Source organism: Mucilaginibacter straminoryzae (genome assembly GCF_022953055.1).
In the GTDB taxonomy this organism is placed as follows: domain Bacteria; phylum Bacteroidota; class Bacteroidia; order Sphingobacteriales; family Sphingobacteriaceae; genus Mucilaginibacter; species Mucilaginibacter straminoryzae.
Map to the genome: position 1 here is coordinate 58,656 of NZ_JALJEJ010000009.1, position 25,308 is coordinate 83,963.

A 25,308-nucleotide genomic window follows, 5' to 3' on the forward strand; every position below is an offset into this window, starting at 1 on the left:
AAATGATCAGAACCATTTTCCATTCAGAATATTTGCAATTCAGAAGAAGCCCGGCAGTATGGACAGGACTTCTTTGTTACCTGTTCCTGGGCCTGTACAGCATTTATTATGGGCGGCAGGTGATCGTTGTCCAGCAGACAAAAATTGCGGAAGCCGCCGATTCGATCAGCCGGGCTCAAATAGCGTATATCAAAAATTTCATGGCTGATACCACCACTTCGTCGGGCCGGTACAACTATGAAAAGGCATCCGTTCCTTCACTGGTCAGGTTTAATTATCCTTTCCTGGCCATGAACCGGCCGGGCGCACTTGCTCCCCTGTGTATCGGGCAGCGCGATCTTTTCCCGCTGTATTACCCATTAACCGCTCAAAGCTTTTATGTGCAAACACTCAAAGGCGATATCTATAATCCGTTTAAACTAAAAGCGGGCAATTTTGACCTGGCTTTTGTGATCGTTTACCTGATGCCTTTGCTCCTCTGCGCATGCTGTTTTGATGTATTGTCAGCCGAGCTGCGTTCCGGTACAGACCGTTTGCTCGCCATTGCTTCGGGTAACCTGCGATTACTGCTGTTGTACCGTTTGCTGTTCCGCTCGGGCCTGGTCATGGCGGCTACCTTGTTATTATGCCTGGCCGGTTTTTTTATTGCGGGCCAGATGAATTTTTGGTGTGGGTTGGGCTGGATCGTGGTCACACTGGTCTACGCGCTGGTGTGGTCGGGGATCAATTTTTGGGTCAACAGTTTTAAAAAAGACGGGACCTTTAATGCGATTGCGGTTTTGACCGCCTGGGTAAGTATCATGATCATTATTCCGTCGGCAGCCGATCTGGCACTGGGACAGGTTCCCCGTACCGGGGAAGTCAAATTAGCGACACTGATGCGCAGCCGTAATATGCCGGAAACGGATAGTGCCATGAATGCCGCCCTTCAAAAATTCTACCTGGTTAATCCCCGTTATCGCCCTAAAGACACGATACCTGGCCGCTTTTATTACTTCCAGGGCTATTCAGCTTTTTTATTCAACGGCGACCGCGCTGCGGACAGCCTGGTGGATGCAAGATATGAGCTGTTAGCACAACATCAGCAACAACTGGCACGATTTAACGCGGTCAATCCGGCGTATAATACTTCAGAAATGTTAAGTATGCTTGCAGGTACCACCCTTGCAGACGAATGGGCATTTAAATCCGCTGCACGGTCTTTTCACCGGCAGGTGTTCTGGTTTGCTAACCGGCCGCTTTTTGAAGGCAAGTTAATGAAGCCGCTGGACTATCTGGCGCAACCGAAATTCCAACCGCCGTCAGCAGCCTTTAATTTAAAAAATTGGTTTGTTGACCTGCTGGCGCTAACCATTGGTGTAGTGGTTTTTGGGTTGGCAGGATGGATCAAACTGATAAACAGATCGTTTTTATAATTCCATGATGAATAAACGCGAAGAAATATTGCAGGGTAACTTATGGAAATTAATGATCAGGCTATCCTTGCCTGGGATCTTGGGTATGCTGGTGATCTCGGTCAATGGTTTGGTTGACGCATTTTTTGTGTCTCATTTAGTCGGGACAGATGCTTTTGCAGGTGTATCCTATGCTATGCCCCTGCTCACCATCAATGCGGCAGTTATAGCGCTGTTATCAGCCGGTGCCGGATCGGTTTACAGCCGGGCGATCGGCAGCAATGACCAATCCCTGTTAGCGATGTTATTCCGGCATCTGCTGGTCGCTATTCTGGTTGTCACTGTTTTGTTGATGATCTTTGGCTTTGCCGCTTCCCCATGGTTATTAGCCTGGCTGGATATTCCCGCACGTCAATTGCCTTTCGCGCAGGATTTCTACCATGTCACGCTGGCTGGCGCCTGCTTCCCGGTTTTAGGCCTGTGTACTTCGGCGCTCATCCGGTCTGAAGGGCATACCGGTAAGGCCATGCGGATTACCGCACTGGCCATGCTGCTTAACGCGCTGATCAACCCTTTGCTGATCCGTTATTTAGGGCTGGGTGTGAAAGGTTCGGCTTTGGCCAGTATACTGGCGATGATCTTTTATAGCGTGCTAACCCTGGTTCATTTGTCAGGAAAAAACAGTCCCTTACAATTAAAATGGGGAAAGATCGAGCCGCAATTTCTGCATACGTTGTTTCGAACCGGACTACCGACTTTTTATATGCAGGCCAACGGCTTCTTCCGCCAGTTGATCTTATTTAAGCTTGCGGCTTATAGCGCACGGTCGCCCAGTGATGTGGCAATATTTTCAGGCATTTACCGCTTATTCTCCTTCACAGCCATACCCATGTTTGGTATGTTACAAGCCTTAGGCCCGGTAGTGGGGATTAACTACGGTGCCGGGAAACTTGAACGGAGCCAGCGTGCCGTAGCTATTTTTCGCAGCTGCACCATCATCCTGCTATTTCCAATCGCACTAACTTGTTTTATTTTTCCACAAACCGTCCTGTCTTTCTTGTTAGCCAACCCTGCACTGGCTTACGCCGGATCGGGTTACTTCCAGGTGGTGATCCTGGTATTATTGCTCATGCCTTTCGCATCGGGAAGTATCGTTTTTCTGCAATCTACCGGGCAATCAGCCCTGGCTTCCAAATTCACCCTGCGGCGGGAATTGCTGATCTTTCTGCCGGTGGTTTTATTATCGGTATACCTTTGGCATTATCAAGGAATCTACATTGCCTTGCTGGCCGAAAACATCATCTATATCAATATCGTTTACTGGTGTACACGCAACCGCATGCAAGCGATGGCCGGTTAGCACTTCCGCGCAACGATATGATAGACATGCCAGTGCTTTGCCGCACCACCCAGCGTTCTCCCGTCTTTTTCTGTTTCTGATTGCCAGAGCAGCTCGAAGCCCGCAAACAAGTCTTTCAATTGTTCTACAGTATGGATCGTCATATCTGCGCGGGTAGCCCAGCTATCCCTGATGCCTAAGAAATGACCGCAGAACAGACCGTTCGGGGTTAATGCTTCGCATATCGTCAACCAGCAGGAACTGAAATGCGCGGGGTTACAAAAAGGAAGGGCGAAGCTTGCATTCACCAGTTGCACCGGCGGAAGTACCAATGATTCGAAACGCTGGCATTGAGTAATCACGGCATCGGCCTCTATCGATTCAAGCACATTTTGGTCAGCGTCTATCGCCAGTACTTTCCATCCTTGCGATGCCAAATGCAGTGCGTCTGTGCCCGCGCCACAGCCCAGGTCAACCGCAGCGGCAGGTGCTGTGAAATGTTTCAAACCCTCCAGCAGTGTTTGTGAGGGAGGCAGTACTTTACCGGATACTGCGGCATGATGGTTTCGGAATGAAGGAACGGTCATGATAACGGCAAAGTTTTATGCCAGATGGCGGTACATTCAGGCACAATAACCAATTGATGCTCGCGAACATAGTTGCCGAATTTATCGTTCCAAAAAAACGAAGTTAATTCGACAGCCTCTTCAAGGTCAGTAAAACGGTAGTCCGTCGGGAACCATTCGCTTTGTGTAAAACCTTTTTCGGTTGTGAGGTACTCATACAACTGCGCTAAAACCTTGTTAGGTGCAGCAGGACGATGTGTGCCGGTGCCCAGCGTCCCAAACAATAAAATTGATCCCCCCGGTCTTAACAGCCTTTCCATCTCCGAAAGTACGTGATCAATGTCCGATTTCCAGGCTGCACCTCCTGCAAAGGCGATGTAACCCAGGCTCCATCCTTCGACAACGATATCTGCGGAGCCTCCTGGCAGCGGAATACTGTCATTTCCTGCTACATTAAAAGTGACGTTTGGATAAGCGCTGAATTTTTCCCTGGCATAATTAACCATATCCGGGGCCAGATCAAATGCGTGAACTGCTTTGGCCAACGGTGCGATCAGACCTGTAAGACGGCCTGTACCGGCCGCAAACTCCACGACTATTTGATCTGAAGGATCTTGAATAGTTAAGAATTGTCGGAGTAAATTACCTTCATGATCCATACAGGTACGCAGACGGTCATACACCGCGCAATGCTCCTGATAAATGGTGTAGTGGGGAACATTAGAAGGAACCGGATTATTATTCATTGATTAACTTTTCTCAAAGATAATCAACCTAATAAAAAAGCAACAATGTTACTTTTTTATACTTAAAAAGATTCTTTATAATGCTCACAGACGCCGGAGATCAGCATATTAATTTTCGGCTATGTACCCGGGCGGTAATTTCAGTGGCGGCAGCTGAAAATCCCTTAGGCAATACCTTCCTGGCAGTTGGTGCAGTTGAAATGCAGATGTTCATCATGATGATGCCCCTCACTGCAATCTTCGCTGCGCATCGCATAATTTGCAGTGCCGTTGACATCAATTACTTTATGTAAAATACCTTTTTCTTCGAAATTTATTACCAGGGCGGTCCACAAATAGACCGCCCTGGTTGGTTTTAAACATAAAAGCCTGTCTCTTAAGTGTCCTTCCCTATTTCTCTGTACGCTTTGCTTTAGCGTAATCAATATAGATATAACGCCCTAAAAAAGTACGGTGTATCATTACAGTATAAGTACCCGAGGATGTAGCGGTGGTAGCTTCTACGGTATCTGTTTTTACTTTACTTGTAGCTGGTAACTTCGTTTTTTCATTCATCAACTCGTATACTACCCGGCCATCCATCTGCTGAGGAACCGCTAGTCCCTGCAAATGCAAAACTGTAGGTGCAATATCCACATTAGAGGTGGGCAGCTCGCTGGCATAACCTTTTTTGAATGCAGGGCCTGCCGCCATTAAGGCAATATGTACTTCGTACGGGCTAAAACCACCATGCCCCGCCACGCCACCTGAAAAACTGGTACCGGCATAACCTTTCTCGTTTTTATCATCGTTCCAGTCTTCATCCACCAGGATGTCGGCAGAACGGGTCGGATGGTTCCAGTGGATAGCCTCGAAAGATAAGGTTCCGGGCACCCACCCCTTAAGATCACCTGGCTTACCACCCTTTGTAAATACCGGACCGATCAATTGCTGCGCTTGCAGTGTTTTTACAATCTTTTCAATTACCGTCTTATCATGATCTTTTACATAAATAGCCCCTTCAGCAATGATCACATCGTCAGAGTTTGTGCTCTTTTTAAGTCCTTTTCCAATCATCAGTGACATCAGGTTTTGTTTCCCGGCGTGGGTCACAAAACCATGATCGGTTGAAACCAGGATATTGTATATCCCTTCCTGGTGGCTATCTTTCAGGTATTGAATGATACGTCCAAACTGTTCATCTACAGCTTTGATAGAAGCCATGGAACTTTCGGCGCCGATACCATCGGCATGAGCGGTGCCGTCCGGATCCGAAAACCAGATCGCGCTTACGGCAGGGCCGCCCGGGGCAAGGCCTAATTTGATCAGCGCATCGGCTACCCATTTATGCTGGGCTGCATTTGGCTTAGCATGCGGCGAGATAGGCCCTACGGCTTTAATTACTTCATCTTTCATCGACTCTGGCAGGATCATGGACGGATTGATAATTCCCCCGCCGCTTACCGTATGATTTTGCAGAAATGCCTGACCGGTAGATCCGGAGCTGAAAACCATCATTCGTTTACCTCCGGCCTGTAAAAGTTCTCCAAGAGATACCGTAGTTAGCAGTTTGCCATTAGTCGCCTGGTTAATCCGTCTTAGGTCTTCCACCTCCCCGGTATTAAGACCTTTTAACGAATCTACTTCAGGAAAGTAAACGGTATTACCCATCAGACCTGTTTTAGCCGGATAACTGCCGGTTGAATAAGCAGAAGAGTTAACACGGGTAACTGTCGGATATACGCTATGGTGTTGTTTGCCATATGCTCCATGCTCCCTAAAGGTATATAAATTTGGCATGGCTTCGGGGGTAATATAATCCGGGCGAAGCCCGTCGAAGAACACAATGAGCGTTCTTGTTTCTTTATTTCCTGATTGGGCATAACTATTTGTTCCCAACATAAGGGTTAGGAAACCGGCAAATAGTATTCTTGATTTGAACATGACTAAGTCTTTTTTCTTTTTTTATACTTAATGAACTTCGATTATTTCTCCCACCATACTTTAATAGTGCTTTTATCTCCTCCCATGGCGGCAACAGCAGCGGCGAGATTGTTAGCATTTAAAGATTGCAGGTAAGTTGGATAAGGTATACGGCTTGGGAACTGGTTTTCAGCAGGTATACCTGAACCTCTGGGTAATACCGGATATCCGGTACGACGTTTTTCCAGCCAGGCCTGGTAATCATTGAAGAAATAAGCATAATATTTTTGCAGCATGATCTGCTGTAATTGCGTATCCACACTACTGCCTTCGTTGTATTTTACACCTGTTTGTTGCAGGTATCCGGCGGGCAAAGCCACGCCCCATTGGGTCATGGAAGCAGTAATACCTTTTTCGTAGTGGTTTTTGGCGGTATTGCCGGTATTAAAACCTCTGAGCGCAAGTTCTGCCTTAATGAACTCTTCTTCGGCATAAGTGATCATTACACCGGTGATCGCTGACGTTTTAAGGGCATCGGTATAGCTGGAGTTTTTGCCGACTACATACTCTGTGGTAGTTGGATAACCGCTTTCAATACCCTGATAAACGTTCTGGCCGTTCACGGATACGGTAAGCGCCCACACGGCGCGACGTGGGTCATTCCAGGCGTTGAGGTTATCAATGAAAAATTTGGTATAGTATGTACCGTCTCTCCAGTCGAGCTGCCGGGCTGTGTAGTAAGGGTTGAAGTAAGGATTTACATTCGGGAATTTGTAAATACCTTCTTCTGTATTGGAGGTGAACACGGGATACTTCACCGGGTCTGCCAATATTGCTTTGATCTGATCGCTGATGTTCAGTTCGCCGTCACGTTTAAGCAACCTCAGCAGTAAGCGAAGACGCAACGTGTTACAAAACTTTTTCCAGTTCTGGATACCTACATTTTTGCCTCCGGTTAAAACGTTCGAGTTGTATACGCCATCGCCGCCGTAAGTGAGCGCTTTGGTATCATCGAACAGATCATTTGCGGCAACCAGGTCTTTCAGGATCTGCGTATATATGTCTTTTTGCGCGTCAAACTTTGGCTGAAAGTTACCATTGGCGGCCTGCATCGCCTGTGAATAAGGCACATCGCCGTAAACATCTGTTAGTATAGAATAAGCCCAGCATTTGTACACCAAACCAATTGCCTTATAGTTGTTTTCCTTCAATCGCTCCGCACTGCTGATCACAACATCAATATCTGCCAGATACGTATAAAAGCTGCTCCAAACACCCGTACCAGGGGTAATTACATAACGGTGTACGCCGCCACCGCCGGCGCTGCTTCGTGGGGCGTCCACTTGCATCAATTCGTGTGTAAAGCCTCGTGCTGCACTGATACTGCTGCTTACTATGCGATATTGCATTTGCCCGAGCACTACGCCTGGGTTTACTTCTTTCGGCCGGTTGGGATCCGTGTTGATTTCTTCGAAATTCTTGGTACATGATGCCAGCAGGCAGCTTACCATAAAAATTAAACTATATATCTTTTTCATGATGCTGATCAATGATTAAAGTTTGAAAGTTAAATTGAGCCCAATGGTGCGGGGTGAAGGGAATTGCATCAATTCAACACCGGGTGTTAGGGTTCCGCTATTCAGGTTTCCCCCCTCGGGATCAAAGCCCGGAAATTTCGTAATGTCGAACAAGTCACGGCCATAAACCGCTACGCTGGTTTGTTTAAAGCCAGCCTTGGTTAAAAATGGCAGTGTCAGGTTAAATTCTACCCGTGCTTCGCGCAGCTTTAAGAAACTGGTGTCGAAAATGTTATTCTCGGCATTGTTAATGGCGTAGTAATTTTCATAATAAGAACTCGCCGATACGCTTACAGTATTCTGCCGGTAAACACCGTCAGCACCACGTACTACACCATCCCCAACAATTCCGCCATCGCGCCCCGGAAGGGTGACTTTGGTTTTACCAAGCGTATTGTTCTTATGGTTGGTTTGCGAAAACATTTTACCGCCGTGCTGATAATCGAGCTGAAAGCTGAAGCGCACCTTTTTGATCAGAAACTCATTGATCAGCCCGGATTTCCAATCGGCGAATGCGTTACCCAGTTTTTTGGCAACAGGATCAAGTGGTGCAGGCAAGCCCGTAGAGTTATAAATTATTTTGCCTTCGGGCGAGCGCTGGTAGCCCAGCCCATACAGGTCGCCCATACGGCCGCCCACTCTTGCTTCGATGGTCACGTTTCCATCATGGCTGTAAATTACCTGGCTGGTAAGTCCGTTGGTAAGTTCTCTTACGTAGCTACGGTTGCGGCTCCAGTTCAGGGTGGTGTTCCATCTGAAATTATTTTTCAGGATAGGCGTACCTCTCAACTGTACTTCAACGCCATTGCTTTCTATCAAACCAGCGTTAACCAGGGCGCTGGCATTGCCAGAGGTAGGGTCGAGCGGGATAGCCAGGATCTGGTTGCGGCTATTGTTACGGTAAACAGCGATGTCTGTTGAAAGTCTGCTATTGAATAGCCTTAGATCTAACCCCGCCTCGTAGCTGGAAGTGATCTCTGGCTTTAAGGTCGGGTTGTAAAGCGTAGTGGCTGTGGTAAAACTGTTACTGTAGATTTTGTCGTAATATTTAGACGTTTGATAAGGGCGGGTATCATTACCTACCTGCGCGTAAGAAAGTCTTAGCTTAGCAAAAGAGATCTGGTGAGGCAGGGTAAACATATCGCCCAGCGAAAAGCTGGTACTAACAGATGGATAGAAAAACGAGTTATGCTTGTAAGGTAACGTACTGCTCCAGTCGTTACGGCCGGTCAGGTCAAGGAAGATCGCGTCTTTGTATGACCATTGTGTAGCAGCATAAATACTATTGACTGCTTTTTTAGTTCGCTGAGGATCAGCAACGGCCGGATCAAGGCTGTTTGAAAGCTGGTACACGCCAGGCTGTGCTAATTGGTCTGCATAGATGCCGGCGAAGTTATAATTCTGTACCAGTGCGTTTGCGCCTGCGTTTAAGGAGAATTTGATATCCTGGTTAACTTTATCCTTATAGGTCAACAGGAGATCATTGTTAGATTCGAAACTATAAACGTTTTCTTCTCTATAGCTGCCCTTCGGGTATTTGGTAATACTGTAAGGCCGCTGTTGCGAACGAAATTCGCTTGACATGTCCAAGCTGGTGCGCAGCATCAGTTCCAGTTTATTGCTGAACTGATAAAACGCAGAGGCAGTACCAATGAAACCGTTTTTAGACAGCTTGTTCAAGTCTTCGTACAAGTCGATATATGGATTATCAGGCCCTGGATTAAACGGATTTTTTTGCTGTACACCAACAAGACCCGGCTGCCAGTAAGGCTTAAACCAATTGTGATCAATGTTCGGGGCAGTGCCAATGGCCAGGAAATACATCAGCGTTTGATTATTATAACCGGCAGACGGCAAATTATCACTCTCCTTGTTGGTATAGTTAGCTTTACCGCTGATCCTTAATTTGTCGTTAATTTTATGATTGACGGAAAGCGCTACAGATGTACGCGAAAAGCCGGTATTCGGGATGATCCATTTATTGCCCAGGTGAGATAGAGATAAACGGGCCGAGCTCTTGTCATTACCGCCCTCGATAGAAAGGTTGTTGGTTACGGTAGAACCGGTTTGGAAAAAGCCCTTAATGTAGTCCGGATAAGCCTTCCATGGCGTACGCTCCGTTGCCTTGTTATTTGGGGTATTCGGGTCATATTGAAAATAAGACTGACCATTGAACTTCGGTCCCCAAGCACGGCCTGCGGCGGCGTTGGTACTGGTGTTAATACCATCGGCACTATCGCCGTAAGAGTAATAGGCGGTTGTACGGCCCTCGCCATATTCATACTGATAATCCGGCCAGCGGTTAACCTGGTCAATACTCATGTTGAGGTTATAGGTGATGCCAAGCCCGGCGTCTTTCCGTGCACCGCTTTTTGTGGTAATAATCAACGCGCCGCCTGCAGCTCTGCTGCCATAAAGTGCGGTTGCGCCAGGACCTTTTAATACCGTGATGCTTTCTATATCGTCCGGATTGATATCTGATACATCGGAACCAAAGTCGATGGGGCTATCGGTTGCGAGGTGAGCCTTAAAGCCTGTACCGGTGATCTTGCTGTTTACCGGTACACCATCAAGCACGATGAGTGCCTGGTTGTTATCCAGGTTAAGTGAATTTTCGCCACGAAGCGTGATACGCGACGAACTGATCGGTCCGGAACCTGTTCCCTGGATATTTAAACCGGCAACTTTACCGGTTAACGAGTTTACCCAGTTATTGGTTTTTGCATCTTCAACCGCTTTATCTTTAAGCGTTTGTGCGGCAAAGCCTAAAGATTTTTCCTCGCGCTTGATACCGAGCGCAGTAACCACCACATCGTTAAGTTGAGCAGCGTCGGGCGTTAAACTTACATTGATAGTCCGTTTGCCATCCGCTATAATTTCGGTTTTCTTATAGCCCAAAAAAGAAAACACCAATGTTTGGCCACTTTGTACACTAATACTGTAACTGCCTTTATGATCGGTTACGGTACCGTTGGTAGTGCCCTTGATCATTACGGAGACACCGGGTAACAATATGCCTCTTTCATCCGTAACTGTACCGCTTATCCTGATAGGGGCGGCTGATTGAACAGCGTTTACTTTTGAGGTGATCACTACCGTATTATCAATGATGGTATAAGCAAATGGCTGATCTTTTAAAACAATAGCCAACGCATCCTGCAATGATGCATTGCTTATGCTTACATTTGAAACCTGGGCTTTCTGCACCTGCCTGTTATCAAAAAATATACTTTGCCCGCTTTGCTGCTGGATTATTTGCAGCACCTTGCTTAATGAGGTATTTTTTGCGTTGATATTAATTTGCTGTGCAATGGCCCTGGCGGATACCTGAACACAGGCGATGGTTATTAAAATGATCGTTAACTTCATAACCAGAAAAAATTTGGAATAAGGAATGACTTCCTTTGCAGGAACTTTCCTGCACGGATTGAATTGCATACTTTTGCATTGTTTGGGGTTAATAAATCTGTCGATAGGATTTTTGATCGCCTTACTTAAAACCGGGGTGTTAGCGCACTCTGGTTTTTTTATGGCTTTGACGAGCTTAGTAGTAATCTTTCATTTTCTTAGGATTTGAAGCGTTTATTAATTAAGGTCTGATATATAAGTTCTTACCGTCTATATTGCATCGCACGCCGCTGGCCTGGAGGATTTTCAGCACGCTGGAAAGGCGGACACTCCGTTTGATCTGTCCCATAAATTCGTGCTCACTGACTTTACCTGTATAAATAATATTAATATCATACCAGCGGGCCAGCTGTCTCATAAGGGTGGGCAGGTCTGTATTGTTGAAATTGAAGTTACCGTTCTTCCAGGCTACGGCCGCCTGGACATCAGCACCTGAAACGATGTTGATATAGCGGTCTGTTACTTCGGATTGCTGTCCGGGTACCAGCACCTTAGTTCCACTTGGGCCTGTCACGGCTATACTTCCTTCCAACAGCGTGGTGCGAATAGCGCCTTCATCGTTATAGGCATTGATGTTAAAGTGTGTGCCCAGCACTTTAACCATTTGCCCATTGCTTTCTACTGTGAACGGCTTCGCCTTGTCTTTGGCTACTTCAAAATAAACTTCCCCTTGGGTAATCACCTTTCGCTCATTGCCTTTAAAAGCTGTAGGGAATGTAATGGACGACATAGAATTAAGCCAGACTGATGTGCCATCTGCAAGTGTGATGGCATATTGCCCTCCTTTGGGCGTGCTTACCGTGTTGTACATTGTCTCTGCCTGCGATTGATCCAATGAGTCAGAAGCCTGGTAAACCAGATGCCCTTCTTTAATCTTTTCAACCTGGCTGGCACCCTGCCGGGCAATAGTTCCCTGTGCCGATTTTCCTAATACAATTTTTTTCCCGTTAGCCAGGGTCAGAATAGCTTTATTGCCGCCGGGCAGCGCATCATTCTTCAACCTGATGGTGTTAGTTGCTTGTGCCTTTTCCGGTTTGCGGAAGTGATCAAGAAAAAGCTTAACCGATATTGAGGAGAACAGCAGTACGGCAGCAGCATATTTAAACCACATAGGCAAAACACGCTTTTTCCTTTGCGCGGCAGGTAACACAAATGGTTCTTCTGCTCCTGTCGATTCTTCGTCCAGCACCTGTTTAAAATAATTGTCCAGCACACCTGTCCCCAGCAAATGGATAAAGACTTCCAATTCATCATCGGTAGCCTTGCCATCCAGATATCGTTTAACTAAATGCCGGTAATGCTGCTCGTCCATCCGTGGTATTTTAACCCTAAGACGATAACATGCGAATGGAGGGTAGTGGAAAGAAATAAGTTAATACAGGGGTAACAATTTGCTTACTCAGTGGCGGAAAATACAAGCTAAAAGCATACTTAGGGATATGCCAAGCTCTTTTTGAACGGATTTGCTCAATACCTTCATCGAGAGCACCATGTGATTTTTAACGGCGCTCCGGGAAATATCGAGCATCTGGGCAACCTCGTCGTAAGATTTACCTTGCTCACGGCATAATGAAAATATCTGGCGGGTGCGTTCGGGTAATGATGACAAGATGCGGTTTAAAAAAAGCAGGTATTCCTTGGTCAATAACTCCTCATCAGTGGTATTGCGCTGTTCATTGAAGTTCCGGATCATGTTAGCCATTGTACTTTCTGTACGCAAAGCTGCTTTCAAATGATCAAGCGCCCGGTTACGCGCAGTGGTCAGTAGATAGCCTTTAATTGCTTTGATATGGCCCAAATTATAGCGACTGCTCCATAAATGCAGAAAGATTTCCTGGCAAAGGTCGTCTGCCAGCTGTTCCGACTTTAAGATTCTGATTAAAATTTTCCTGATCGCATCCGAATGCCTGCTATAAATAACCTCAAATGCCGCGTAATCGTTGCCCGAAATCAATTCAATTAATTCAGCATCTGATTCTAAATGCGCCGTCGTCATTTAACCTGTTCCTAATTTACCCTTAAGCAAAATAAACGAGATTGTGTTACCTCTGTATTAACGGAATAAAAAGATGAAGTATCAGTTGGATTTATGGGTCAGCAAGCGAAATATATGAAGAACTAATCGTAGCTGTCGGGCTTTCGATAAACTAACCAGTGCTGCTCTTTTTTAGTCAGCCTTAATGGCTACTGCGCCAGTTTCTGGTTCTTCAAACGCACGCCCTTACTCCGGGTAGTAAGCGTACTGTTTACAGGGATAGGAAAACCTTTAATCCACCGGTTTATGCGCTTTGAAAACTAAACGTTGTCGAACGATCTGTATACCCTGTAATATAGGAAAATTAAAGGGGTAAAGCCCTTTCAATACGGTAGCTACCATGTGAAAGTTCCACCTGTAGATAATTGCCATTTGGTTCAGAGTCCGCCTGATGATCCCGGCCTTCTTTTAGTGGTTTATTATTCAACAATGTTCTGACTCCTGAAGGCAATCTGACTACTGCTTTTGAGCCAGGCGGAACAGTTATTTTTAGTTTAAAACCATTTGTATTATTTTGAAAATCAGCGTCGATCATTCCTTTTATCGTAGGTATCCTAATGGTGCCTGATTTGAATGTTGCCGGGTTAGGTGCTATCAGGAAAGTTTTATAACCCGGCTGCAGCGGTTTGATGCCAAAAAGGTTTTGCGCAATGACGATCTGTACGCCACCACTCCAGGCATGATTAGTAGTGCCGCCGCCAAACCCGTGTTCTCCAATGCCCCAACCTTCAAACAGGGTAGTGTAATCAGGGTTGTTCACCATTTCAGCAAATCGCTTTTTGGTTCTTTCTAAAGCGTAGCCGCCCTTGCCCATCACGAATAATGCTTCCATGACATACTTTTCCATATAAGGGCTGGCATGAAATTCTTTCTGAAAGGTATTAAACAGTTCGGCGTATTTAGTAGTATCAGCAATACCTGTAAGTACAGCTAAAGCTTGCGCACGGTCATCTGTTGCACCGTTGTAAGATGGATGACGGTAGGCATGCCCGTTCCAGCATTGGTTAAAACCACTTTTAACCTGTTGCATGATCTTACGGTATTCAGCTGCCTCGGCAGGGAAATCATTTAAATCTGCCATTTTTGAGGCGGCATCCAATGCCAGGTAGTGCCATCCGGCTAATATCAACCGCAAATCTTTATCGTCACCCCAGTCCCCCCACAGCCAATCGCCTTTGCGCAATTCGGTTAAGCCGGTTTCATCAGTTTTCCATAACGCAAGATATTTTTTTACGGATGGATAAACCTTTGCTATTAATTGTCGGTCGCCGGTGTTCATGTAATAGTTCCAGAATCCGTAATCACCGATACTGGTCAGCATTTGATCAGGCAGCTCTGTGTTAAAGTTTCCGGGGATTGGCGAAAACAATACACCGCTTGGGCGTTGCCAGTCAACCAGTTCGGAAATCGCTTTGCGCATTAAGGCATGAGTTGAGGTTGAGTAAGTATAAAAACTTTCACCCATCAGTAATACTGCATCACCCCACCATTGCGCCCGCTCACGGTCAGGGCAGTCGAAATAATTATCCCGCATATTAAGGTAAAGGGTACGCCTGGCTTTCTTCCAAAACAGGTTATAGAATTCGTCACTGCAGTTAAAGCTGCCCGTCGCTTCTGCATCATATCCGGTCTCGTGGTATTTAACGGCCCTTACCACAATGTCTGAAGGAATGGTCAGCAGGATATGCTCGCCGTTTAGCCAGCCGTAGGATTCGTATTCCTGTTCGCCCTGCTTCGTAATATATTCAGCGCGCAGGTTGTCAGTTCCGCCGGCCTGGCTGTGATCGGTATTGATGTGTATTAAACGGCCGCCTACGGGATCATTCACCGAAATGATAGGTGTCATCTGCATATTATAAGGTAACTTGGCAATAATGGTGTCGGTGCCCTTACCTTTTATACGCTGAAAGCTTACCTGTTTAATACCGAAGTCTTTCCATTGAGGAATAGGGCGCCTGATCAGTTGATTCCAGGGAGCGTCACCGGGAATACCAACTTCTTTAGCAGACGTAAATCCTCTTAGCTTGTTTAAAGAAGCTGTTTGCCAGCCTGGTATATCGTCGCGTGCATCAAAACGGATGTTTGATTCAGCAAGGCGGTAGTTTGGATCAGGCTTGTCTGCAGTGCCATAAGCGGGATGAAGACGGCAAACCCAACTATGATCGCTATAAATTTGTACAGTTTTACCACTTGCTGCAAATAACAATCCGGCACGCCCGCTATTAACATGTGAAAAGCCGCTTTTACCGAAATGCCACAACAAAACTGAAATGTGATTGCGTCCATTTTTAAGATAAGGACCTAGTTCGACCTGATCGAAATAAGTATCGCGAGGATTAGGTCCGCGTTTTAGCCCTCCCTCAAACACTACCAGCTTCCCGTTGATCCATAACCAGTATTTGGTATCGGCCGCAATCATAGCAGTAACGGATCCGGGCTTTGCTTTTAATATGATATCCTTGCGAAAGGCAATCCAACTGTTTGGTTTGTCCACGTTCTCTTCCGGAGAAGATATCCAATGTGCAGGTCTGGCTATAGATTGAGCAAGCAAACACGAAGGGGAACCCAAATAAAGCAAACAGACCAGCAAATAGCTGCTCAGTTTCCATTGCTGTTTATTGACCGCTATTAGATTGCTCATCAGTTTGGTTGGGGAGCTATTTACCCCTGACATTAGTTTAAACATACCGATGAAAGTTGAAAAATTCGCAAGGCCAGCAAATCTGATGCCCCCTGCTATGATGGACTAAAATATCAATAAGAGAAATGATCTGCAGTAGTTGGTCAGAATATGATAAGCAATGGTTAAAAAACGACTATAGATAACGTTAGAATTTCCATGGTCTGGTAAAATGGTGAGGATTGATTATCGCGTACTTCATTTTTGGCTCGGGATGCAACCTGGTTACCAACATAAGAGCCTAATTCGAATAACGATTAAGTGCTGTTCTTTGGTGGGACAATAAAGACCGGGCACATAGACAACCGCTTGCCGAATTCTAAAATTAGCACTATACAAACCCTATTGATGCATAATTGAAGGAGCGCCTAAATAGCTCGGATACTTGTCATTCGGGTTAACCACAATACGTTCCAGCACCACCTCAGGATCAATCATGTAAATCTTAAGCGTGTGTAACCCTGGACTTATCTGACTATGAAGTATAACTAATTTGCCCGGATTCTTATAACGTTCTGGCACTTTCCGGTGGACCAAGGTAAGAGGGCTTCAGCCCACCGGTATTCACGATGATTTTCTCCAGCACCACGCCAGGGTCTACCATCCACACTTTTAAGGTGTGATTGCCGGGCGACTTTATCTTTAGCGTTGTTTTACATTGCCTGGCCTGCTTTACTACCGTTTGTGCCCAGGCGGGATTTGACCAGTGGACTTTAAATTTATCCGGAACATTCACCACATCAACAGGTGGCTGATCATCCAACGAAACCGCCAGCTTTATAGCTCTGCCCGGCATTACATTCAGTTGTGGAGAGGTAATCAGGGTGATTTCTGCCGTGTCTTTTGAAGATAAGTATAACGGATATTCCATACAAGGGGCATCTTTACCGGGAACAGCAGGAGCCGCATTAGCCGGAGCCGTTGCGCGCATGCCAGACAGCGTTAACCCGTAATCTTCTATCTCTTTCCATTGGCGGCCACCTTTAGCGGTGTTTTTAGCGAAATGAGCCGCTTCTATGGCTATCACTCCGTTGCTTTCAACAAAGCTTTTCGGTGCTGCTGCATTCAATTGCAGCTTTGAGAATTTGACCTTCACCTTAACGGGATCGCCTGTACCAACAATAGTGATGACGCCTTCGGCATTAGCTTTAGGCAGTGCGGCTTTATTGAGACTGATCCAAATACTTTTATCAACACTATCTACCTGACCGCTTGCACCGTTTACAGTTAGCCAGCTTGCATCAGTACTTACTTTGTAGCTAAACGGAAGTTTACCTTTATTAAAGATCTCTATATAATGCTGTGAATTGCTGTAGTTATCAAAAGACGGTAAAACGGGTTTAGTATCTTCATCGGGCCAACTCAGTTCGCTACCCTCTAATGCTACCCCCATTGCAGCCGATGCCGGAATTTCCAATTGTTTTAGTTTGATAGCGTCGAGACTGTTCTTTCGTGGTGGCGCCCATGTGGTATAACCGATGTGCGTTTCATCCATAAAATGGTTCCATTTTCCGCCTGCATAAATATGGTTGTACTCATTCATCAGCAGTGAATCTTTTTGGAAGAATAAACGCGTTCTTGCGGCCATAGCATTGGTACTGGCCCGTTGCTGATGGGCATATAGTTCATTTTTGGCTGCCGACAGGTACATTTCATTTACCTGCGCGCATGCTTTAACAGGAAACAGTACAATCTGATAATAGGCGTCTCGCAGATTTGCAGGCATCTTATCATAAAGTGCCTCGGCTCTTTTTTGCAACTGAACATAGTCCTTCACTACGTTCTCCGCTTCGTTATAATTGACCAGGCTATACGTGGTCGGCGTTAACGACTCTGGCTTTCGGCGCCCGTTGTATTTGGTATATTTGTTCAATATATCCGCTATCTCTTCGGTATACTGGCTCCCGAACTGCTCCGCTGCCCATTGCCTGGTATAAGCATGTATCTTGTCACTTGTCCAATATTTTGTATCCCAGGCAAGGTCCATAAAATACTGCATCGGTAATTCATAGCCTTTGAAGTGCCCTACGTTCACTATCCATATGCGGTCTGCACCGTATTGCTTGGCAAGTGACATCTGATCCCAGATCTTCGCGATCGGATTAGTGTTGATCCATTCATAGCTTCTTGGGTCGCCATGGTAATCAAAATGGTAATAAACACCTGCACCGCCAGACCTTAAGCGTTCCTTGTCATCAGGAAGCCTGCGGATGTTACCCCAATTATCATCAGCCCATAGTAAAGTGATATTATCAGGAACACGCATACCGTTGTTGTAATATTCCATGATCTCTTTATACAGGCACCAAACCTGCGGAACATTTGCGGCCTGTGCGCCACACTCTTCTTTGATGATCTTTTGCTGTGTACTTGCAATACCCTCCACCATGGCGATATTATCCTGCAGCGTACCCTCCATTTCAGAATCATTAGCGCCACGTAACCCCATGGTAATAATGCTTTCAAAATCTTTATTTCTGCGTACCCCCTCACGCCAGAATTTGGCAAGCGTATCAGCATGTTTTTTATAATTCCAGGTACCTAACGTGCGTATGTATCTTCTGTCCCACTCCTGTTGCGAGCGTAACATAGGTTCCTGGTGCGAAGTTCCTATCACGATACCGTATTCATCGGCAAGACGCGGGTTTTCAGGATCGTCTTCATTAAATGCGTTTGACCACATCGCTGGCCACAGGTAATTAGCTTTAATTCTGAGCAAGAGTTCAAATATGCGGGCGTAGAACTCATGCCCGTAGTTAGAAACCCCGGCCCTTATAGGTGGGTTAGTACTAGGTTTTACCGTGCCGAAATTATCTCTCACCCAACTTGTTAAATCAGGTGCTTCATCGTTAATAAAGATACCGCGGTACTTTACACTTGGCCCTTCGGTATATTTACCTGGCTTTATATATAAGCTGCTATGTTTTTGTGGCGGAACATCTGCCCAGTAATGCCAAGGCGATACACCAATACTCGACGAAACATCATATAAACCGTAAATGGAGCCCCGTTTGTCGCTACCGGCAATAACGAAGGCTTTTGCAACACCGGGTAGCGGATTGTTTACTACCTGCAGGGTAAAGTGTTCCCATTTACCCTTAATTGCACTTACATCGAGTTTGCCACTTTTCACCAGTTGGTCTATCACCTCGCTTTTGCCGAGCGTACCCACTATGACCAATTCCTTTTGTGAAGGTGTTTTATCATAAACAATATGGGGTTGATGGCCCGTTACCTTACTGATGTCGCCCTGGAGATCAAGCAAGGCTCTTAATACGCCTTTGTAATCAGCCGAGTTGGCGAATAATGTAGCAGAACTACCGTTAGCCGAAAGTTTGAAAGCATCTTTTACAGATTTCTCTGAAACATAATTAGCACCATTTACCGCTTGGGCGCCTAACGGTAATAAGTGGCTTATAAAAAGTAAAATTCCAGTTTTTACAATCGCCAGCTTGAAATGCCGCTTTAACCGAAACGGTTTTACGAATGCTTCTATCATTATCTAATGCTATTTGGTTTATAAGTCTCGAGAGGGGAATCCGAATAGCAAATTTAGATTCGTCAGTACCTAAACTATAGCAGACATGTTTAAAAAGCTGCAACAGATGTAGAATGAAAACTTTTGGAGCGTTTTTTTGCGATACTTATGGCAAGTAAGAAGTGTACCTACCAGCAATCGCGCTATTTTGATAAGTTCAGGGGCTTAACTGATGCTCTGCCTCACCCATATAGGAATCAACTTTTTCCTCTCCAGCATCAGATTCGTAAATTCTTCTGAATTAAAGTAACCTGAATCAAGCATACGTAGACGGGTTAAAAAAGGAAAAAAGATCATTCCGGTAATATTCCATAAAATATTGACAGGGTGAAAGCCAATTTTTCCAGTTGCATATAATTCCTTTAGCTGATCAGCAAAATGCGACTGTTCGAGTGATTTCATTTTATTCACCATAGCCAGATTATGCAGCTTTCCGCTCATCACTTCGTTGACGGTAAAGAAAATAAAATCGGGGTTTTCAATAAAATAAAAAGATATGTTCTGCCCCACTCTCCGCTGGTTTTCATACCAGAAAAAACTGAAAGCCCGTATTTCGCATGAAACGGGCTTTTGTAATTTTATTCAGCGAGGGGCATTCTTCAAAGTTTTTCCAAACTTGTAAAGCAAGTTATAAATCTCAAAGAAGGTATCTTCTTCCTTCTCGCCCAGGGATGTATTTACGAACAGAATTACAGCTACTTCTTTATTCAGATCCGATAACATAAATGTCCGTACGCCTGGGTCAGAACCATTGTGCCCTATCCGTTCGCCGCCCATTTTGGTTGACCAGAACAATCCCGAGTTTAATTTTTTCGGATTTACATTCTCCGGCTTATTATTATCACTAAACTGGAGCCTCAGCATTTCCTGCACCGATCTTTTTTGCAGAATTTGTTTATTACCCTGCTTTCCGTCATTCAGCAGGCAGTTATAGAATTTTGCAAGATCTTCAACGGTGGTACGCAAGCCGCCATCCGGATACGTAGTACATCCGTACAACGGAATATCAACCACCTGTCCATCCTTTTTGTCGTATAGCTTACTGTGGTTTGCTAAGTTAGTCTCGGACAGAAACCAACTGGTGTGCTGCATACCTAAAGGCTTAAATAAGTACCTTCTGCTATAAATATTTAATTTTTCACCGGTTTTATTTTCTACAATATAGCCAGCCAGGGCAGCCCCAATATTAGAGTAGTCGCGGCAGGTACCCGGCTTATGATCAAGGAAGTTTTCTTTAGAATAATACCTGCCCCCCTGGACAAAATAGTTTTTAAGAAATGTTGCCAATTCCTCGGGGGAATCCTTACCGTTAAAATAGGTGCTGTCCGTATAGAACGGATAGCGATCTGTCAGGCTGGAAGTATGAGTGGCAAGTTGTCGTAATGTGATTACATCCTGAGGAAAATACGGGTTCACAATTTTAAAAGGCAGGTAGTGGTTAATATCTTCATCCAGGTTAATCTTTCCCTGCTCGATTGCTTTCATCATGCAGGCACCGGTTATGGTCTTACTTACCGAAGCAATGTTCATGATTGTCGAGGTGGTAAAAGGCTTTTTAAGCTCGCGGTCTGCATAACCATACCCCTTTTTCCAAACCAAGTTTTTATTGACAATGATGGCCGCACCAATTCCTACGATGCCCTTTTGTTCCATTTTTTTACTGATCAGGCTATCAAGGCGACTACCAGGAGATAAAGGTGCTTTTTGGGCAACTGCAGGTATACTCAGACAAATGGTTAGTAATACCCAAACTATGCTCGACGTGATTTTCATTTATAAAATATCTTATTATTTGATTAAAGACTGTTCTCTGTTCTAGTTGTTACGTAAGCCTCTCAACTTTTAAAACACTCTTATCTCAAATCTATCTTACTAGATACTTTGCCGAAATCGCTTAAATGAAGTATTTCTGTCTACCCATTCCTAGGTAATAATTGGTAAATACATAAAATGGCAATTTTGCGTGAAATTCTATGACTTTCTTCTAAATATACTCGTGAAGAAATGATCGAATGGGCATCTAAAATTTTTAAGCTTAATAACTCTCATGCGCTGGAAACCCCGGCAGAATATCAGATTAAAAGCGTTATAAAGAAAGCGATCATCCCGATAAGCTGTAATTTAGATTGATTGCAGACCTCTTTAACCTCAGCAGTAACATCCTGCTTTTTTTTGAAGCGTCTGTAAATATCGCCCAGGAAGACAGAACAAATAAAAAAGGCAATAGTGAACAAACTGTAGCGCAGCAACAGATAATCGGTCACATCAATTACCAGCCTCAGACCGGATGCAGGCCTGGTGCCGGCTGTCGCAGCAAAGGGTGTGATACTTTTGTGATCCGAAGCAAATCGCGCGTAAAACGTGACTGTACGTACCTTGTTGATAGCACTGGTTGGATATAGAAGCCTTGCTAAGGTAAATCCGGCGTAGTTACGTGTGGTATCTGAGCCCTTTCGTATCAATGAGGGGCCATTGTGATGATATTTTTTAATGTAATAACCTTTAATCAATCCGGAAGGCCCTGAAGAACCCGTGTAGACATCATAAATAGTGAGCGGTTTAACTTCCTGAAGAATCACGATTGCACGAATGGCAATCAAAACCCATACTATCGCCCAAAGTGCGAAAAAAGTATAATAAAAGGATCGGAAGGTTAAGTTCATGTAAGGATCGATTTTAGTATTGCCCGGGAAACTCTTTCGTGCTATAACAAAAAACATCAAGGCCGGGAAAACGTTTGTGACGTATCGCTTTATCAACCAGAATAACAGATGAGAAACTTGCTTATCGGTCTCAAAATACTTTTTATGATGTGCTTGGCATTCCCTGCCCATGCCCAGAAAGCTTACGATGTCTTTACTTATAAAGCAATGATTTCTGGAACCATTGCCAGATTAGAATTGGCAGACGGATACCTGCTCGCCAGTAAAGTAACCCTTCATTCCCGGTCTGGCGACAAGATATATGCGCCAACCGCTAACGAGCCCAATGCAGCCGGAGAACTTAAATTCGATCTGGTAAAAGGTACCGGCCATTATAAGGATGATAAGGGATCATGGCTGTTACTTAAGGGCCTGAAGCCAGAAGGCAATTCTAATAAGATCAGTGCAGTTTTTTGGAATAGAAAAATGCAAAAAGCGATCGTTTTTAGAGAGGTAAACTAATTTGTGACTAGCTTAATCGAGTTGCTCCATAAGTACTCAATGAAATAATGGCCTCAAATCAATGAAGCCATCGATAACATCGGTCAGCCCGGTAACAAGTTAAGCGGCTCTATCCCATACTCAAGTTTCCAGCGGTCGATCACCGGTTGCTCCAGCGCTGTCTGCCTGTACTCGTCAGGCGCCATAATGGGCACACCGTATACAATAGGATAAACACGCAGACAGTTCGGGCAGCTTAGCAGCCCTTCCTGTACATTTTTTTCCAGGTCTTGTGCCAGTATCTTTAATTTAAGGTCGTGTTTGTCGAAAGGACAGCAGAGTTTAGCAATGGTTTGTAGTTTCATCTAAAGCTTTTTGGTAGAGTTTGACTTTGGTTTGCGGTTCAACAGCGCTCATGATCCCAGAGATCACCGCTACACCGTTAAATGGCGCGCGCTGGCGCAGCGAATAAATATTATCAGGTGTTATGCCCCCTGAAACGAAAATAGGCATACCGGTGAGCTTCCGGGCCTTTGTTACCGTCTCCGGCATAACGATTGTGCAACTTCCGGCAGAGGCGGATGGAAACATCGCGCAAAACGAGATATAATCTAATTGTTGATCGTGGGCCCATTGTACTACGTCAAGATTGCCCGAACAGGTGATTCCTGCCAGGAAAGGCTTACTAATCTTTTTTCGTATCTCGGCATAGTCCGGCGGGATATTATCGAAATGCACACCATCCAATTCTGGACATCGAAGCATCAACTCCCAGTCATTGTCAATGATTAATGGCGTTCGATGGACCTCGCAAAGGCGACCTACCCCGGCAACGAGTTGCAGCTTATCTGTATCCAGCGCCCAATTGTTCCAGATCTGAACGGCCGCCAACCCGGCCTTGAGCGCCTGCTCCAGTTTGAAGAGCAGCTCATCGGCCTGCATACCCGGATCGATCACTAGGTACACGCCGCCATCGATCTTTTTCGATTTCATCATTTCCAGCCTTTCTTTAAAGCATTGAAAAATGCAGACCAATAAGGATCCTTCTCGAAATAAGGAAGCGGTTCACTTTTTCCCCGGGTTATGAGTCGGCAGTCGTTCCGCTCTGTAAACTCGCCGATCACGCTGCCTTTGATCTGCTTTGCAGCGAGTACAGCTAAAACCTGCTGCTCAGATCCACGCTCTGCAGCAATAACCATGGCACCGGCGCCAATGCAGAACCGGGCATCAATACCGAAGAGCTGGGTCACCAGTTGCTGCGGGTAGCCAACAGGTAGCAGATCATTATCGATGGTGGCCCCTACTCCCGAAGCCTTGGCCATTTCGTAAACAGCGCCAAGTACGCCGCCCTCCGTCACATCGTGCATAGCGGTCACCTTTCCTGTACTTGTCGCTGCCAAAGCATCAGGCAGCGACGACGTCTGGTAAAATAAAGCACAGCTTTCGCTGTAAACTTCTTTACCCAGGCGTTGCTGCACCGTTTGCGGAAAGCTCATGGCAAGGATCGCGGCGGATGACAGGGCACATTCCTTGGTAACGATAATCACATCACCTGGCCGGGCATGGTTGCTTAACAATATCTCGTCTAACGGCGCTGTAAGCAGCATCGTTCCGCCCCCGGCAATGGTTGAGTTCTGACCCACAATGCTACCGGTATGCCCGCCGGTGATCGCTACGCCGATGTCTTTGCAGTAACGATGTATATGATCCCAATACGTGGTGAGATCTGCCTGGCTGAATTGCGGCGGCAGGTTTAAAACCATTTGTGCGTACATTGGCGAAAAGCCGGTTGTTGCCATATCATTGGCCATGAGGTGGACTGATAACCAGGCCGATTCGGCTAAGCCTAATGACGGGATAAGCGAAAGCGGATCACTGGTCATGGCCATGCCGAGGTTACCGCCAAGATCAATCAATGACACATCGACGCCAAAAGCCGGCCCTTGCTTAATGTTAGGGCGGTGGTAACCCAGTCGCGGTAGAATGAGTTCGTCAAAACTACCGCCATCTATCTTTCCGGTGAATTGGGACATCGCGCTATCTGTTAATCATTGAACTTGACGTACAGACCAAAAAAGTCGCCTACCGGAATGCTCCATTGCTGCACCGGGAACCATTCGGGCAGGCCGGTGCAAGTCCACTCCAGGCTATAGTTACGCCCTTCCAGCGCTTGTTCTATCTTTTCAATAAGTAAGGCGGGTGTATAAAAGGTAGCGGTGACATAGAACGGGTTCTTCCCGAACAATTGCTGTATGCGTCGGCGCAATACTTTGGGCGAATTTCTATTCATCATTCCAAAGGCGATGCCGTGCCTGCCTACACGGGCCGCCTCCCTGATCACCCGCACCGGATCACGGTAATATTCGAAAGTGGTGATAAATGCCACCGCATCAAAGGTTCCGTCCTTGAACGGCATGTAATGCGAATCGGCATTTACCAGGTCGCCCTTGAACAAGTGTACCGCCTGGCCCAGCATAAACGGGGAAAGGTCGCCCCCAGTAGCATCAATACCTATTTCATGCCACCAACGGGTAAAGCGGGTTGTACCGCAGCCAAATTCCAGTAATTCCTTTACTCGCTTATCCTTACAGAGCAATTGGGCCATTACCTTTTTCTGCCATACTTCGGCACGCTTGTAACGCCCTTCGTACCATTGTTCGTAAGTATCGGTGTGTTCTCGGTTAAAGAACCATTCTTTCCGGCCCTGCCAGTTGTTCAGGCTTTGGGTCATCAGGCCAAAATTCCCATTTTGCTTTAGTTCCATATTCAACAGGATAAAATGTAAAAGCCTTGCTTCGCTGCCGGTTAGTATGGCATAGAAACAAGGCTTTACCTATTGAAAAGCAGCTAACGCTGCCAGCAGTTGATATCAGGCCTTTGCATCCCTACGCCGGTATTATCCGTATCAGGTTTCTCGGGTATCATCTCAGCCTTTACTTTTTAGTAAACAGCACCCCGTGCAAGTATAGTGGCAAGGTAT

21 protein-coding genes and 1 riboswitch are annotated in these 25,308 nt (G+C 45.7%); of the genes, 4 read left to right on the forward strand and 17 right to left on the reverse strand.

The features are described 5' to 3' along the window. Positions 1 to 2 precede the first annotated feature (2 nt). On the forward strand, positions 3 to 1,415 hold the full coding sequence (locus MUY27_RS16545; RefSeq protein ID WP_245131832.1) for a DUF3526 domain-containing protein: 1,413 nt from the start codon (positions 3 to 5) through the stop codon (positions 1,413 to 1,415). A 4-nt stretch (positions 1,416 to 1,419) separates the two neighbouring features. Then, the gene (locus MUY27_RS16550) at positions 1,420 to 2,754 is read left to right on the forward strand and encodes an MATE family efflux transporter (RefSeq protein ID WP_245131834.1); all 1,335 of its coding nucleotides are present in this window, start codon (positions 1,420 to 1,422) and stop codon (positions 2,752 to 2,754) included. On the opposite strand, the gene MUY27_RS16555 is transcribed toward MUY27_RS16550, so the two are convergent. Both MUY27_RS16555 and MUY27_RS16560 read right to left on the reverse strand, forming a co-directional pair. After that, positions 2,751 to 3,320, reverse strand: a complete 570-nt coding sequence (locus tag MUY27_RS16555) for a class I SAM-dependent methyltransferase (RefSeq protein ID WP_245131836.1) — start codon at positions 3,318 to 3,320, stop codon at positions 2,751 to 2,753. The genes MUY27_RS16550 and MUY27_RS16555 overlap by 4 nt on opposite strands. Beyond that, the gene (locus tag MUY27_RS16560; protein WP_245131838.1) at positions 3,317 to 4,045 is read right to left on the reverse strand and encodes a class I SAM-dependent methyltransferase; all 729 of its coding nucleotides are present in this window, start codon (positions 4,043 to 4,045) and stop codon (positions 3,317 to 3,319) included. The genes MUY27_RS16555 and MUY27_RS16560 overlap by 4 nt, the downstream gene beginning before the upstream one ends. 80 nt (positions 4,046 to 4,125) lie before the next feature. Here MUY27_RS16560 and MUY27_RS16565 point away from each other — a divergent pair, with 80 nt between their 5' ends. Beyond that, on the forward strand, positions 4,126 to 4,338 hold the full coding sequence (locus tag MUY27_RS16565) for a hypothetical protein (RefSeq protein WP_245131841.1): 213 nt from the start codon (positions 4,126 to 4,128) through the stop codon (positions 4,336 to 4,338). Positions 4,339 to 4,435: 97 nt separating this feature from the next. Here the strand turns inward: MUY27_RS16565 and MUY27_RS16570 are convergent, their stop codons facing one another. From MUY27_RS16570 to MUY27_RS16620, 11 genes are all read right to left on the reverse strand, one after another. Beyond that, complete coding sequence (locus MUY27_RS16570) at positions 4,436 to 5,926, reverse strand: alkaline phosphatase family protein (RefSeq protein WP_245131843.1); 1,491 nt, start codon at positions 5,924 to 5,926, stop codon at positions 4,436 to 4,438. Positions 5,927 to 6,009: 83 nt separating this feature from the next. Further along, positions 6,010 to 7,485: a SusD/RagB family nutrient-binding outer membrane lipoprotein gene (locus MUY27_RS16575; protein ID WP_245131846.1), complete on the reverse strand. Its 1,476-nt coding sequence runs from the start codon at positions 7,483 to 7,485 to the stop codon at positions 6,010 to 6,012. 15 nt (positions 7,486 to 7,500) lie between these two features. Beyond that, complete coding sequence (locus MUY27_RS16580; RefSeq protein ID WP_245131847.1) at positions 7,501 to 10,893, reverse strand: SusC/RagA family TonB-linked outer membrane protein; 3,393 nt, start codon at positions 10,891 to 10,893, stop codon at positions 7,501 to 7,503. A 220-nt stretch (positions 10,894 to 11,113) separates the two neighbouring features. Continuing rightward, the gene (locus MUY27_RS16585) at positions 11,114 to 12,244 is read right to left on the reverse strand and encodes a FecR family protein (RefSeq protein WP_245131850.1); all 1,131 of its coding nucleotides are present in this window, start codon (positions 12,242 to 12,244) and stop codon (positions 11,114 to 11,116) included. Between the two features lie 87 nt (positions 12,245 to 12,331). Continuing rightward, complete coding sequence (locus MUY27_RS16590; protein WP_245131852.1) at positions 12,332 to 12,928, reverse strand: RNA polymerase sigma factor; 597 nt, start codon at positions 12,926 to 12,928, stop codon at positions 12,332 to 12,334. Between the two features lie 343 nt (positions 12,929 to 13,271). Continuing rightward, positions 13,272 to 15,608 carry an alpha-L-rhamnosidase-related protein gene (locus MUY27_RS16595; RefSeq protein WP_245131854.1) on the reverse strand — a complete coding sequence of 779 codons (2,337 nt, stop codon included), beginning with the start codon at positions 15,606 to 15,608 and terminating at the stop codon, positions 13,272 to 13,274. A 381-nt stretch (positions 15,609 to 15,989) separates the two neighbouring features. Next, positions 15,990 to 16,169, reverse strand: a complete 180-nt coding sequence (locus tag MUY27_RS20590; protein ID WP_338042687.1) for a hypothetical protein — start codon at positions 16,167 to 16,169, stop codon at positions 15,990 to 15,992. After that, positions 16,153 to 19,146: a glycosyl hydrolase 115 family protein gene (locus tag MUY27_RS16605; RefSeq protein ID WP_245131859.1), complete on the reverse strand. Its 2,994-nt coding sequence runs from the start codon at positions 19,144 to 19,146 to the stop codon at positions 16,153 to 16,155. The genes MUY27_RS20590 and MUY27_RS16605 overlap by 17 nt, the downstream gene beginning before the upstream one ends. Before the next feature lie 204 nt (positions 19,147 to 19,350). Continuing rightward, positions 19,351 to 19,695, reverse strand: a complete 345-nt coding sequence (locus tag MUY27_RS16610) for a hypothetical protein (RefSeq protein ID WP_245131861.1) — start codon at positions 19,693 to 19,695, stop codon at positions 19,351 to 19,353. Between the two features lie 72 nt (positions 19,696 to 19,767). Further along, positions 19,768 to 20,958, reverse strand: coding sequence for a serine hydrolase domain-containing protein (locus MUY27_RS16615; RefSeq protein WP_245131863.1), 1,191 nt, complete (start codon positions 20,956 to 20,958; stop codon positions 19,768 to 19,770). 299 nt (positions 20,959 to 21,257) lie between these two features. Continuing rightward, positions 21,258 to 21,908, reverse strand: coding sequence for a hypothetical protein (locus tag MUY27_RS16620; RefSeq protein WP_245131866.1), 651 nt, complete (start codon positions 21,906 to 21,908; stop codon positions 21,258 to 21,260). Positions 21,909 to 21,956: 48 nt separating this feature from the next. Between MUY27_RS16620 and MUY27_RS16625 the strand changes: the two genes are divergently transcribed. Then, complete coding sequence (locus MUY27_RS16625; RefSeq protein ID WP_245131868.1) at positions 21,957 to 22,349, forward strand: hypothetical protein; 393 nt, start codon at positions 21,957 to 21,959, stop codon at positions 22,347 to 22,349. An 83-nt stretch (positions 22,350 to 22,432) separates the two neighbouring features. Here the strand turns inward: MUY27_RS16625 and MUY27_RS16630 are convergent, their stop codons facing one another. From MUY27_RS16630 to MUY27_RS16645, 4 genes are read right to left on the reverse strand one after another with little or no spacing between them, the layout of a single operon-like run. Beyond that, positions 22,433 to 22,693: a Trm112 family protein gene (locus MUY27_RS16630; RefSeq protein ID WP_245131869.1), complete on the reverse strand. Its 261-nt coding sequence runs from the start codon at positions 22,691 to 22,693 to the stop codon at positions 22,433 to 22,435. After that, positions 22,671 to 23,324 carry a thiamine phosphate synthase gene (locus MUY27_RS16635; RefSeq protein ID WP_245131872.1) on the reverse strand — a complete coding sequence of 218 codons (654 nt, stop codon included), beginning with the start codon at positions 23,322 to 23,324 and terminating at the stop codon, positions 22,671 to 22,673. Before MUY27_RS16635 ends, MUY27_RS16630 begins: the two co-directional genes overlap by 23 nt. Further along, on the reverse strand, positions 23,321 to 24,361 hold the full coding sequence (locus tag MUY27_RS16640; protein WP_245131874.1) for an AIR synthase family protein: 1,041 nt from the start codon (positions 24,359 to 24,361) through the stop codon (positions 23,321 to 23,323). Before MUY27_RS16640 ends, MUY27_RS16635 begins: the two co-directional genes overlap by 4 nt. An 11-nt stretch (positions 24,362 to 24,372) precedes the next feature. Then, positions 24,373 to 25,092, reverse strand: coding sequence for a class I SAM-dependent methyltransferase (locus MUY27_RS16645; protein ID WP_245131875.1), 720 nt, complete (start codon positions 25,090 to 25,092; stop codon positions 24,373 to 24,375). Positions 25,093 to 25,193: 101 nt separating this feature from the next. After that, positions 25,194 to 25,296, reverse strand: a riboswitch (TPP riboswitch). Positions 25,297 to 25,308 lie beyond the last annotated feature (12 nt).

Bases quoted from the DNA above. Each gene is read 5' to 3' on its own strand.
- MUY27_RS16640 (WP_245131874.1), bottom strand. From the start codon at position 24,361: ATGTCCCAATTCACCGGAAAGATAGATGGCGGTAGTTTTGACGAACTC.
- MUY27_RS16550 (WP_245131834.1), top strand. From the start codon at position 1,420: ATGATGAATAAACGCGAAGAAATATTGCAGGGTAACTTATGGAAATTA.
- MUY27_RS16590 (WP_245131852.1), bottom strand. From the start codon at position 12,928: ATGACGACGGCGCATTTAGAATCAGATGCTGAATTAATTGAATTGATT.
- MUY27_RS16595 (WP_245131854.1), bottom strand. From the start codon at position 15,608: ATGAGCAATCTAATAGCGGTCAATAAACAGCAATGGAAACTGAGCAGC.
- MUY27_RS16625 (WP_245131868.1), top strand. From the start codon at position 21,957: ATGAGAAACTTGCTTATCGGTCTCAAAATACTTTTTATGATGTGCTTG.
- MUY27_RS16555 (WP_245131836.1), bottom strand. From the start codon at position 3,320: ATGACCGTTCCTTCATTCCGAAACCATCATGCCGCAGTATCCGGTAAA.
- MUY27_RS16575 (WP_245131846.1), bottom strand. From the start codon at position 7,485: ATGAAAAAGATATATAGTTTAATTTTTATGGTAAGCTGCCTGCTGGCA.
- MUY27_RS16545 (WP_245131832.1), top strand. From the start codon at position 3: ATGATCAGAACCATTTTCCATTCAGAATATTTGCAATTCAGAAGAAGC.
- MUY27_RS16580 (WP_245131847.1), bottom strand. From the start codon at position 10,893: ATGAAGTTAACGATCATTTTAATAACCATCGCCTGTGTTCAGGTATCC.
- MUY27_RS16615 (WP_245131863.1), bottom strand. From the start codon at position 20,958: ATGAAAATCACGTCGAGCATAGTTTGGGTATTACTAACCATTTGTCTG.
- MUY27_RS16635 (WP_245131872.1), bottom strand. From the start codon at position 23,324: ATGATGAAATCGAAAAAGATCGATGGCGGCGTGTACCTAGTGATCGAT.
- MUY27_RS16605 (WP_245131859.1), bottom strand. From the start codon at position 19,146: ATGATAGAAGCATTCGTAAAACCGTTTCGGTTAAAGCGGCATTTCAAG.
- MUY27_RS16630 (WP_245131869.1), bottom strand. From the start codon at position 22,693: ATGAAACTACAAACCATTGCTAAACTCTGCTGTCCTTTCGACAAACAC.
- MUY27_RS16560 (WP_245131838.1), bottom strand. From the start codon at position 4,045: ATGAATAATAATCCGGTTCCTTCTAATGTTCCCCACTACACCATTTAT.
- MUY27_RS16585 (WP_245131850.1), bottom strand. From the start codon at position 12,244: ATGGACGAGCAGCATTACCGGCATTTAGTTAAACGATATCTGGATGGC.
- MUY27_RS16645 (WP_245131875.1), bottom strand. From the start codon at position 25,092: ATGGAACTAAAGCAAAATGGGAATTTTGGCCTGATGACCCAAAGCCTG.
- MUY27_RS16565 (WP_245131841.1), top strand. From the start codon at position 4,126: ATGCTCACAGACGCCGGAGATCAGCATATTAATTTTCGGCTATGTACC.
- MUY27_RS16570 (WP_245131843.1), bottom strand. From the start codon at position 5,926: ATGTTGGGAACAAATAGTTATGCCCAATCAGGAAATAAAGAAACAAGA.